The sequence below is a fragment of the Arthrobacter sp. WCS2018Hpa-7 genome, from assembly GCF_031843805.1.
Classification (GTDB): domain Bacteria; phylum Actinomycetota; class Actinomycetes; order Actinomycetales; family Micrococcaceae; genus Arthrobacter.
On sequence record NZ_JAVTJB010000006.1, the window covers coordinates 62,579 to 74,499 of the forward strand.

General features: G+C 62.6%; 9 protein-coding genes. 2 read left to right on the forward strand and 7 right to left on the reverse strand.

The features are described from left to right. Window positions 1–17: 17 nt before the first annotated feature. Entirely contained in the window at window positions 18–1,247 is a 1,230-nt protein-coding gene (gene hemW, locus RQH14_RS08890; protein WP_311212923.1) for a radical SAM family heme chaperone HemW, read from the reverse strand. Then, window positions 1,248–3,101, reverse strand: a complete 1,854-nt coding sequence (gene lepA / locus RQH14_RS08895) for a translation elongation factor 4 (protein ID WP_024816799.1) — start codon at window positions 3,099–3,101, stop codon at window positions 1,248–1,250. It abuts the gene before it with no gap. Window positions 3,102–3,259: 158 nt separating this feature from the next. Here lepA and RQH14_RS08900 point away from each other — a divergent pair, with 158 nt between their 5' ends. Together RQH14_RS08900 and rpsT are read left to right on the forward strand one after the other, a co-directional pair. Then, the gene (locus RQH14_RS08900) at window positions 3,260–3,787 is read left to right on the forward strand and encodes a type II toxin-antitoxin system PemK/MazF family toxin (protein WP_311212924.1); all 528 of its coding nucleotides are present in this window, start codon (window positions 3,260–3,262) and stop codon (window positions 3,785–3,787) included. Window positions 3,788–3,964: 177 nt separating this feature from the next. Next, window positions 3,965–4,225 carry a 30S ribosomal protein S20 gene (gene rpsT, locus RQH14_RS08905; RefSeq protein ID WP_231342946.1) on the forward strand — a complete coding sequence of 87 codons (261 nt, stop codon included), beginning with the start codon at window positions 3,965–3,967 and terminating at the stop codon, window positions 4,223–4,225. Between the two features lie 107 nt (window positions 4,226–4,332). Here rpsT and holA read toward each other — a convergent pair whose 3' ends face one another. From holA to leuS, 5 genes are all read right to left on the reverse strand, one after another. Then, window positions 4,333–5,349, reverse strand: coding sequence for a DNA polymerase III subunit delta (holA, locus tag RQH14_RS08910; protein WP_311212925.1), 1,017 nt, complete (start codon window positions 5,347–5,349; stop codon window positions 4,333–4,335). Window positions 5,350–5,464: 115 nt separating this feature from the next. Continuing rightward, a complete protein-coding gene (locus RQH14_RS08915) occupies window positions 5,465–7,228 on the reverse strand; it encodes a ComEC/Rec2 family competence protein (protein WP_311212926.1) in 1,764 nt (587 codons plus the stop codon). After that, window positions 7,221–7,754: a helix-hairpin-helix domain-containing protein gene (locus tag RQH14_RS08920; RefSeq protein ID WP_311213070.1), complete on the reverse strand. Its 534-nt coding sequence runs from the start codon at window positions 7,752–7,754 to the stop codon at window positions 7,221–7,223. The genes RQH14_RS08915 and RQH14_RS08920 overlap by 8 nt, the downstream gene beginning before the upstream one ends. A gap of 363 nt (window positions 7,755–8,117) precedes the next feature. After that, a complete protein-coding gene (locus tag RQH14_RS08925; RefSeq protein WP_311212927.1) occupies window positions 8,118–9,152 on the reverse strand; it encodes a DegV family protein in 1,035 nt (344 codons plus the stop codon). Window positions 9,153–9,160: 8 nt separating this feature from the next. After that, window positions 9,161–11,689 carry a leucine--tRNA ligase gene (gene leuS / locus RQH14_RS08930; protein WP_311212928.1) on the reverse strand — a complete coding sequence of 843 codons (2,529 nt, stop codon included), beginning with the start codon at window positions 11,687–11,689 and terminating at the stop codon, window positions 9,161–9,163. Window positions 11,690–11,921: the final 232 nt, after the last annotated feature.

An 11,921-nucleotide genomic window follows, 5' to 3' on the forward strand; every position in this document is an offset into this window, starting at 1 on the left:
TTCAAGCGGACGTGTGGTTAGTCGGGGAGAATCCTCCGGACTACGGCGTCAGCCAGCAGCCGGCCCTTCAGCGTAAGGATCAGCCGGCCTTTGAACGCCTGCGCAGGATCAACCAGTTGGTCGGCGATCAGCCCTGCCATTGCATGGCGGCCAACCGCGTCCAAAGCATCCACTTCAAGGCCTGTACCGAGCCGTGCTTCCAGCATGATGCGCTCGACTTCCCGGGTTTCGGCGTCCAGGGTTTCCCGGCCCGCCGCCGGTGAGCTTCCTGCGCCCAACCGTCCTGCGTACGCTGTGGGGTGCTTGACGTTCCACCACCGGACACCTCCTACGTGGGAGTGCGCACCGGGGCCGACGCCCCACCAGTCATCGCCCCGCCAGTAGGCCAGATTGTGCCGGCACGCTTGATCGGATGTCCGGGACCAGTTGCTGACCTCGTACCAGTTCAAACCAGCTTCGGAGATCAACGAATCGGCCAATTCGTATTTGGCCGCGTGATCGTCGTCGTCAATTCCGGGCACTTCACCGCGGCGGATCTGGGCCGCCAGCTTGGTGCCATCTTCCACGATCAATGCGTAGGCGCTGATGTGATCGGGCTCGTAGGACAGTGCTGTCTCAAGGGATAACCGCCAGTCCGCCATGGACTCCCCCGGCGTACCGTAAATGAGGTCCAGGCTCACCGCGAGTCCGGCCTCACGGGCCCACTGGACCACAAGCGGCACTCGACTGGGGGTGTGGGTGCGGTCCAAGACCTTCAGAACGTGCGGGACGGCCGATTGCATGCCGAAGGAAACCCTGGTGAATCCGGCGTCAGCCAGCACTTTCAGGGACTCGGGGGTGACGGAATCGGGATTGGCTTCGGTGGTGACCTCGGCGCCGGGCTCAAGTCCCCAGTGGTCCACGGCGGCCCGCAGGATTCGTGCCAGGTCTTCCGCGGGGAGGAGCGTGGGCGTACCGCCTCCAAAGAAGACTGTACTCATGCGCCGTCGGGGCAGCCCGGAGGCATCCAATGCCAGCGCCGCAAAGTCGAGCTCGGACACCGCGGTTGTGGCGTAGGCATCCTGGGAGGCCCCGCCGCCAAGCTCGGTCGCCGTGTAGGTATTGAAGTCACAGTAGCCGCACCGAACGGCACAAAACGGGATATGGACGTAGAGCCCGAAGTTACGGTGCTCCACGCCGTCCAGCACCTGCGGGGGAAGTACTCCGTCCGCAGGTGCCGGATCGCCCAAAGGTAGGACGCTGGGCATTTACTTCTTGGCCTTGTCCTTGGACTCGTCGGTGGTCAGGGCTGCGATGAATGCTTCCTGGGGAACCTCCACGCGACCCACCATCTTCATGCGCTTCTTGCCTTCCTTCTGCTTTTCCAGCAGTTTGCGCTTACGGGTGATGTCACCCCCGTAGCACTTGGCAAGAACGTCCTTGCGGATGGCCCGGATGCTCTCACGGGCAATGATGCGCGATCCGATGGCTGCCTGGATGGGCACCTCGAACTGCTGCCTCGGGATGAGCTCACGGAGCTTGCCGGTCATCATCACGCCGTAGGCGTAGGCCTTGTCGCGGTGGGTGATGGCACTGAAGGCATCCACTTGTTCACCCTGCAGCAGGATGTCCACCTTGACGAGGTCAGCAACCTGCTCGCCGTCTGCTTTCCAATCCAGCGAAGCGTAGCCACGGGTTTTGGACTTCAGGAGGTCGAAGAAGTCGAACACAATTTCCGCCAAAGGGATCCAGTAACGGAGCTCCACGCGGTCCTCGGAGAGGTAGTCCATACCGCGCATTTGGCCACGGCGGCTCTGGCACAGTTCCATGATGGATCCAACAAACTCGTTGGGAGCCAGGATGGTGGCGGAAACCATGGGCTCGCGGACCTCGGAGATCTTGCCCGTGGGGTACTCGCTGGGGTTCGTGACGTGGATGACCTTCTTGTCCTCCAGTGTCACCTCGTACTCTACGTTGGGAGCCGTCGAGATCAGGTCCAGGTTGTACTCACGTTCGAGGCGCTCACGGGTAATTTCCAGGTGCAGCAAACCGAGGAACCCGACGCGGAATCCGAAGCCCAGTGCTGCGGACGTCTCGGGCTCGTAAACCAGAGCGGCATCGTTAAGCATCAGCTTTTCGAGGGCGTCGCGGAGGACAGGGTAGTCCGTTCCGTCCAGCGGGTAGAGACCGGAGAAGACCATCGGCTTGGCGTCGGCGTAGCCGCTGAGCGACTCCGAGGCAGGCTTGGCCAGGTTGGTGACAGTATCGCCAACCTTCGACTGACGAACGTCCTTCACGCCGGTGATCAGGTACCCCACCTCGCCGACGCCCAAGCCCTTGGAAGGAGTGGGCTCCGGAGAGCTGACACCAATCTCCAGGAGCTCGTGCGTTGCACGGGTGGACATCATCTGGATGCGTTCGCGGGGGTGGAGCATGCCGTCCACCACGCGGACGTAGGTAACCACGCCGCGGTACGTGTCATAGACGGAGTCGAAAATCATGGCGCGTGCCGGCGCATTGGGATCGCCAACGGGCGCAGGAAGGTCGCGGACAATTTTGTCCAGCAGAGCCTCAACACCCACACCGGTTTTACCGGAGACCTTGAGGACGTCCTCGGGGTCGCCGCCAATGAGGTTGGCAAGCTCTGCCGCATACTTCTCAGGCTGGGCGGCCGGGAGGTCGATCTTGTTCAGCACAGGAATGATGGTGAGGTTGTTTTCCATTGCCAGGTACAGGTTGGCAAGGGTTTGTGCCTCAATGCCCTGGGCCGCATCAACCAGCAGCACAGCGCCTTCACAAGCGGCAAGCGAGCGGGAAACCTCATAGGTGAAGTCGACGTGGCCGGGAGTATCGATCATGTTCAGTGCGTAGCTGTTGCCATCAAGTTCCCACGGCATGCGGACAGCCTGGGACTTGATGGTGATGCCGCGCTCACGTTCGATATCCATGCGGTCCAGATACTGGGCTTTCATGTCGCGTTTGCTGACGACGCCGGTGTACTGCAGCATGCGGTCGGCCAAGGTGGATTTACCGTGGTCGATGTGGGCAATGATGCAGAAGTTCCGGATGATGGCCGGATCTGTTGCGGCGGGCACCGGTGCGGTGCGGGCCATGGGAGACACGCGGATCCTTACTGTCGACACTCGCACGGCAATTCCTGGAACCGGGCATAGGCCAGCCGGAACACGCCGCGCATCTGATCCTCTAGTCTCCCATGAACCGGCGCTTCGCCGTACATTGCCCCTCAGGTGTCAACTCCACGCAGCTGTAGCGTTGTCACATGGCTTTCGACTTGCGCCCTTTGGGCAAACTCATCCTGCGATCATTCAAAGCCCTTGGTGGCAACGGCACCAAGGCAGCCACCCCGGCAGGTGACCGCAGGACGCAAACCCGGCGGCCCGACGTCGTACGTCAACCAGGTGCTTACCCGGGCGACTTTCGCGGTTCGATCAAGGTCAGCTACTCCCCCAAGCCCGATGGCCAGCCTGATCCCGGCGAGATTGTCTGGAGCTGGGTCCCCTACGAAGAAGACCACACACAAGGTAAGGACCGGCCGGTACTCTTGGTGGGCCGGGACCGCGAGTGGCTTTTGGGCCTCATGTTGACATCCAAAGACCATGACAATGGTGCGCGGGCTGACGAGTTCGTTGATATAGGAACCGGTTCCTGGGATCGGCAAGGCAGGCCCAGCGAAATCAACGTTGTTCGGATTATCCGGCTTGATCCTGGTGCGATCCGGCGCGAAGGCGCCATCCTGGGAAAGTCGAAATTCCGGGAGGTAGCCCGCGCCCTCCAAGCACGGCAATAGCCGGACGAGAGCCCAGTTCTGTAAGAGCCCCGACTTTCTGCTATCCTTTATAGCTGTGTGTCCGTGCAGGTCGACGGCCACACATGGTTGGCTGCCATAGGCATCCCCACGCCGCTCAGTCGATGGCCAACCTGAAAACCCTCTAGACCATTTCCGCATTAAAAAGAGAGTTCATACGTGGCTAATATCAAGTCCCAGAAGAAGCGCATCCTCACCAACGAGAAGGCTCGCCTGCGTAACAACGCAGTCAAGTCGGAGCTGAAGACGGCCATCCGCGCCGTTGCCACCGCCGTTGAGTCTGCTGACAAGGATGCTGCTGGAACTGCACTTGTTGCTGCCAGCCGTAAGCTGGACAAGGCTGTCAGCAAGGGCGTTATTCACAAGAACAACGCTGCAAACCGCAAGTCGGCGATCTCCAAGAAGGTCAACGCACTCTAAGGTTTTTCCAGTTCGACTGAGCTGATCAAAAGGCCGGCACCCAACGGGTGCCGGCCTTTGGGTTTAAGCGGCGGTATGGGCGGCGGCAAGGCCGCTGCCTGCTGGCTTCAGCGTCGACTGGCTGACATGGCAATGACAGTCACCGCGTGCTCCACAGCGTAAACAGGGTCCCGCGACTCACCCTTCACCTGCGCGTCAGCTTCTGCGATGACCTGGATGGAACGGATCAGGCCCTCGGGAGTCCATCGCCGGACATCCCGCTGCGCCTGCTCAACAAGCCACGGCTGCATTCCCAGATTCTTGGCAATGGTGGCTGGAGAACCATTGGCCCCGGCAACTTTGGCCAACGTCCGCAGCTTGGCCGCCAGCGCCGCAACCAGGGGAACCGGATCCACCCCAGTGGCCAGGGCATGCCTCAACGTGGAAAGTGCGACCGGCCCATTACCAGCCATCGCAGCATCCGCCACTTTGAACGCCGTAGCTTCGACCCGGCCGCCGTAGTAGCGTTCCACGGTTTCCGCCGTCACGGCAGTAGTGGCATCAGCGATGAGTTGGTTGCACGCTGCTGCAAGTTCGGAAAGGTTCGCGCCAACTGCGTTCACCAGTGCCTGAACAGCGTCGCCCTCAATGCGGCGCCCACCGGCCCTGAATTCGGAGACGACAAACGCGGTCTTGTCAGAGTCCTTCTTCAACGGTTGGCAATCAATGACGGGCCAGCCGGCGGACTTCACGGCATCGAGCAGCTTCTTGCCACGAACTCCCCCGGCATGACGTAAGACAAGCACAACGTCCTGGTCCGGATGCTGGAGGTAGGCCAGTCCATCGGCCAGAAAAGCATCATTCATGGCCTCGAGGCCCTCGACCTCAATGAGCTTGCCCTCACCGAAGAGGGATGGCGTGACCGTCATCGCCAACGAACCGGACTCGTAGGAGCCCGCGTTCAGCCGGCTGAGCTCGACGTCAGGGGTAGTGCTTCGCACGTGGCTACGGATGCCGTCCATTGCCCGGATACCAAGGTACTCTTCCGGTCCCATGATCAGGACGACGGCGGCCGGTGCCGCATCCCGCCAACTGACAGTGTTCGCCGCGACGCTCTTGGCCCGGGTGTTTTGGGCAGCAGCCACTGGTGGTTCCTTCCGGACGTTTCGTTGCAGGGTTCAAGTCTGCCATGTTTGGTAGTGGGTGGCGTTCAGTGAGCGAGTGATGCCCAACAAGGCTGGGGGAGATTCAGTACTGTACTCAGCGCGATTGACACCCCGAAGTAGAGCCACAGTCGGTTCCGGCCCGACCCGGCTCAGGACAGCGGCGGCAGTGTAGTTGCTGGGCCCTGTTGCTCCGTAGCAGCCTCCACGAGGCCCCTCTCCGACGCGAATGCATGAACCCTTGCGGCGCCGCCCTCGATAGCCCTCGGTCCCGGGGCGCCAACCAGCGATCGAGGAGCACCATCATGGCGCCATGCAGTCTCATGACGTGTCGCCTCACACGCGCCGGGTGCAGCGCCATCCATACGGCCAGGAGTGTCACCACCGAGGAGAGCACCATGGCCCCTATTCCAACCGGCCCCTCGGCCCACGCCAGAGCAGCTCCTGGTAATCCGGAAAAAAACCGTGCCACTCCCGCAACCAATCCAGCGCAGATCCCCGCAACGGCGATGGGCACCACCGCGAGCCAGGGCAGAGCTGTGGCCAGAGGCACGGCGATCGTCCCAAAAATAGTCACCGGAGCCACCAAAGGACCCGCCGCCACGTTGGCAATAAGCGCGAACGTCGTGAACTGTGGCTGAAGTGCCACGATCACCGGACCACACAGCAGCTGCGCAGACAACGGCACGGCAACCCCGGCAGCCAACCACCGTGGCACCCGGGCAGGGATCCATGACGCAATGCGCGCCGCAAGCAGCACAATTCCAAGCGTCGCCAGAACCGAGAGGAGAAATCCCACGTTGGCCGCCATGGCCGGGTCCAGCAGCAGCAGGATGGTTGTGGCGAGGCAGAGGAAGGACAAGGACCGTCCACGCAGCCCACCCGTCAGGGCAGCCAGCCCCACTGTCCCCATTACTGCCGCCCGTAAGACGCTTGGATCCGGCCCCACCATGATGACAAACGCCAACAGGCCACACGCAGCAAAAGCCCCAGCTGCCGGGCGCGCCCACCGGAAGCACCGTGCCAATAAAATGAAGCCACCTAGAATGAGGCTGCAATTGGCCCCCGAGACGGCCGTCAAGTGTGTCATTCCAGTGGTCTTCATTGCCGTTTCCAAGCTTTCCGGCAGTGCACTGGTGTCGCCTGTCACCATTCCAGGGAGCAGCCCGGATGCGTCCGGAGGCAACCAGCGGGCAGCGGTGACAAACCCTTTCCGCACGTCGGCCGCTGTTTGTCGGATATCGAAACCAGAGCCGGTAACAACGGGGTCCGAGGAAGCGCTCAGGAGCGCAGACTCCGGTTGCCCCTCCCGCACCTGTTTCAGCGTTCCGGTTGTTCTGACGCTCTGCCCCGCCCGCACATTCTGCCAGGCAGCACCGCCCGTCACCACGAGGTCGGCAGTTCCACGCACCACGTTTCCCTTGGACGTGAGGCCAATCAGGCTCGCATCCACTACCCACCTGTTGTCACTTGAATGCCCGGGTGAGGGTGCCGCTGCTGGGCTGCCCGTGATGAGTATGTGGACGACGACCCCCTCATCGGCGGCCATCGCCGGGGCCAGTGGTCCGTTCTCACGGTTGCCGGCGATGACAGCGCATTGAACCGCAACAGCGGCCCCCAGGACACAAGCGAGGGCGAAAGTCGCGAACATTGTTCTGGGCAGTACCCCGGACGGCCTTTGGCGATGCCCCATAATGAGGAACACCCCGCCAAACAAGCCCAGTACGACCGCCAACACAGCGGACCAGACCCCATCAACGAAGCCACCTGCCAGCGCTGCAGACCACGTCACCACCGCCACAGGCACGAGCCTCAGGTCTATGCGTTTTCCTGATTCCGGACCTCCGACGGACTCAGCCACCCTGCACCGTCACAAGGTCTTTGAGGGACTCCATGAGCTTGGGCCCAATCCCGTCAATGGCATCCAGTTCGTCCACCGATGCGAACGGTCCGTGCTCTTTCCGCCAGTCCAGAATTCGCTGGGCGGTCACTGGCCCCACCCTGGGCAGCGTCCCCAACTCCTCCAAGGTGGCAGTGTTGATGTTGACCTTCGCGGCCCCGCCGCTGGAACTGCCAGTGCCAGTACTGCCGGCAGGCGCAGACGGGGCGGCTTGCGGGGCCTCCCCCGCTACTGGAACGACCACCTTGGCTCCATCGCTGAGCACCTCGGCAAGGTTCAGCCCGCCGAGTTCAGCGTTTGGCGCTGCACCTCCTGCCGCATCAATGGCTTGAAAGACGCGACTACCGAGCGGCAACGAAACGACACCGGGCTTCTGCACGGCCCCCGCTACATGAACAAGCAGGCTCCCTTGAGCCTCCGACCCCGCTGGCCGCGGCGATTCTGACGAATCCGGAGCAACGGGGCCAACAGACGTGGACGGATCCAACGGTTCTGATGTTGGCTGGCCCAGGGATGACTGCCATAAATGCCACGCGATGAGGCCTGCCCCTACTAAGGCCAGGAGTATCGCTACGCGCCACGGGGCCCTCCATCGAAGCCGGGATCCGTGCACGAACTCACCAGGCTCTCCCTCCTCGCCCACTGGATCGGAGGGATAGTTGTCCGGTAACTCCAGCAGTGGAGGTGTCCGGGTGTCTCCGGCCATACGGGAGGTAAAGCGCTGCCGTGCTGCCTGCGCCGCGGCATCTGGGGACGCATCCCGGTTCCAGCGTGGCATGAACTGAGCCTATTGCCGGCGCCGCGGGGCCAGTCCGCTTCAGATGGGCTATGTGGATAAAGGGCCGGATGATCAGTCCGTTGGCGTGCTGCTTTCCCCCACAATGACTGCCAGAACGCCCAAGCCGGCATGAGCCGCCAGAACGGCAGGCAAGGCACTGATTTGGGGCGGCGGGCAGTCCGGACACTTCTCGTTCAGCCGGGCGGCCAGGGCTTCGGCCTCCATCTGGTTGCCGAAGTGGTGAACTGCCAAGCGTTGCTGTCCGACCGGGCGGGAAGCAACATCCGCTGCAACGATCTCCTCCAAGCGAGCCACGGCGCGTACGGCGGACCGGACCTTTTCCAGCGGAACGATCTTGCCGCCGTCGACCGCCAGGATGGGCTTGATAGCCAGGACTGTACCCAACAGCGATGCTGCGGCACCGATGCGCCCGCCACGGCGTAGCTGTTCAAGGCTGGGCACGTAGAAGTAGACCTTGGTGCGCTCCATGCGCCGCTCGGCAAAACCGCGGACTTCTGCAGCCTCTTGCCCATCGGCTGCGGCTACCACCGCACTTTGGACCCCCATGCCCTGCGCCATGCCCACCGTGCGGGAGTCCACCACTTCCACGGGAATGCTGACGCGGGCTGCAGCCAGGCGGGCAGCATCGGCGGTTCCGGAGAGCTCGGACGAAATGTGGATGGACACCACTGACTCGAAACCGCGACGCTGAGCCGCGAGGTAGGCCTGCTCAAATTGCCCGGGTGAGGGCCGGGACGTTTTCACCGAGGCACCCGAGGCCAGGGCCAGCGACAACGTTTGGGTGATGTCGTCTTCGCCTTCGCCGTAAATTTCGTTCCCCACCATGACCGGCATGGGAACAACTGCAAGCCGTCCGTCGGCGGTGAAGGCCGAGACCCAGTCCGTGGGAAGCGCGGCCGCCGAATCAGTGACGACGGCTGTCTTGACGACGGCCGCCAGCGGCACGTCACCTGCTGGAACCGGAGCCGTGGGCTGCCTGAGGCGCGCCACTCTTTCCTTGAGCCATATCCATGCGGGTGGTTCTCGCTCAGGCACGCAACCTCCAAAGATGATGGCCGGCCGCCGGCACAGTGCCGGCGGCCGCACGGTCCCTGCTAGGCGGGGACGATGTTCACCAGTTTAGGTGCCCGCACGATCACGGTGCGGATGCCGCGACCGTCCATGGCACGCTGGACGTTTTCCGAGGCCAGCGCGAGTTCACGCAAAGCGTCCTCAGTGATGTCCGGCGAGACTTCCAAGCGATCGCGAACCTTGCCCTGGACCTGAACCACAGCGGTGACGGTGTCCTGCACCAGCAATGCTTCGTCGTGCTTCGGCCAGCCTGCATTCGCTACCGAGGCAGGGTGGCCCAGCGTGTTCCACAAGTCCTCGGCTGTGTACGGAGCGAAGAGGCTCAGGATGACCGCAACGGCTTCCACCGCTTCGCGTACGGCGGGATCTGCGGCACCCGCACCAGAATCAATGGTCTTGCGGGTCGCGTTCACCAACTCCATCAGGCGGGCAACCACAACGTTGAACTTGTTGTTGTCCAACAGGCCCGCGGCATCGGCGATGGTCTTGTGCGTGACAGTGCGCAGGGCGCGGTCGCCATTAGCCGGATCCACGCCCGGCTCGCTGCTGACGTCCTGGCCAAGCCGCCAGGCCCGGGCCAGGAACTTGGCAGACCCCGACGGCGAAACGTCCGCCCAGTCGACGTCGTCTTCCGGTGGGGAGGCAAAGACCATGGTGAGACGTACGGCGTCGACGCCGAATTTGTCCAACTGCTCGCCGAGGTCCACGCCGTTGCCGAGGGACTTGCTCATGGCTTTACCGCCGTTGAGCACCTGGCCCTGGTTGAGCAGTGCCGAGAACGGTTCGTTGGCTTCGATCAGGCCGATGTCCTTGATGACCTTGGTGAAGAAGCGCGCGTAGAGCAGGTGCAGGATAGCGTGCTCCACGCCACCAACGTACTGGCCCACGGGCATCCAGTTATTGATCTTTTCGGGATCGAAAGGACCTTCGGTGTAGTCCGGGGACACGAAGCGCAGGAAGTACCAGGACGAGTCCACAAAGGTGTCCATGGTGTCGGTGTCGCGCTGGGCGGCCCGGCCACAATTGGGGCACTCCACGTTGACCCACTCGACGGCGGCGGCCAACGGGGAGGTTCCCTTCGGCGACAACGCCTCACCGCGCAGGTTATCGGGCAACCTGACGGGCAACTGGTCATCGGGGACGGGCACTTCGCCGCATTCGCCGCAGTGGATGATGGGGATGGGCGTACCCCAGAAACGCTGGCGGCTCAGCAACCAGTCACGCAGCCGGAAGTTGACGAATTTCTCGCCGGTACCGAGCTTCTCGAGGATCTCGATCGCGGCCGGAATTCCGTCGGACTTGGACAAGCCATCCAGGTCACCGGAGTTCTTCAGTGTGCCTTCGCCGGCAGTGGCCACGCCAGTCTCTGCGGGGTCTTCAGCGCCTGTTTCCAACACTGCCCGGACGGGCAGGTTGAAGGCCTTGGCGAAGTCGAGGTCGCGCTGGTCATGCGCAGGCACGGCCATGATGGCACCCGTGCCGTAGTCGGCCAGCACGTAGTCAGCGGCCCATACCGGGAGTTTCTCGCCGTTGAGCGGGTTGATGGCGTAACGGCCGGTGAAGACGCCGGTCTTCTCGCGTTCGGTGGACTGGCGCTCAATTTCGGAGAGCGCCTTGACCTTTTCGCGGTACGCCATGAGTTCGTCGTGTTGTTCCGGAGTCACCAGGTCCAGTGCCAGATGTGCATCCGCTGCCACAACGAAGAAGGTTGCGCCATAGAGAGTGTCCGGACGCGTGGTGAACACTGTGACTTCGCGCTCGGCACGCTCTTCGGTCGCTTCGATGACGAATCGCACGTGCGCGCCTTCAGAGCGGCCGATCCAGTTCCGTTGCATGGCCAGAACACGCTCGGGCCAGTGGCCTTGCAGCTGGTCCATGTCTTCGAGCAAGCGGTCTGCGTAGTCGGTGATCTTGAAGTACCACTGATTCAGCGACTTCTTGGTGACGGGCGTGCCGCAGCGTTCACAGGCGCCGTTGACAACCTGTTCGTTCGCCAGGACGGTGAGGTCCTTGGGGCACCAGTTGACCGGCGAATCCTTGCGGTAGGCCAGGCCACGCTCGTAGAAACGCTTGAACAGCCACTGGGTCCACCGGTAATACTCGGGATCCGAGGTGTGAATGCGCCTGGACCAGTCGGCGGAGATGGCATACCGCTTGAACGACGCCGCCTGGGTGTCGATGTTCGCGTAGGTCCACTCGCTGGGGTGCGCATTGCGCTTGATCGCAGCGTTCTCAGCAGGGAGGCCGAAAGAGTCCCAACCAATGGGGTGCAGGACGTCGAAGCCCTTCTGGCGCAGGTAGCGCGCCACCACGTCGCCCATCGCGAATGCTTCGGCGTGGCCCATGTGGAGGTCGCCGGAAGGGTAGGGGAACATGTCCAGCACGTAGCGGCGTTCCCGCGAACCGTCGTCGACAGGCGTGAAGACTTTGAGGTCTTCCCAGACCTGCGGCCACTTGGCTTCCATCGCAGCGAAGCTGTAGACGCCCTCTTCAGGCGCTTCAGCTGCGGCTGTCTGTGCTGTTCCGGTCTCTGTCTCCGGCTGAACGCTCACTGCTGCCCTCTTCTGTTCTTCGATGGCGGTTTTGCCTCCTGCTGCGGTCCCGGATAGCCCCGGACACACAAAAGCCCCTCAACAATGGAGGGGCGGCCGCACGGCTAATAAAAGCCGGGCGGCTAGCTAAGCAGAAGGATCGCACGCATAGATCTACAATAGCGCACGTTCATCCATCCACTCACCGACAAATCATGGTTGGCGGCGCAGCGCTTGGCTTACAGAAGACCGG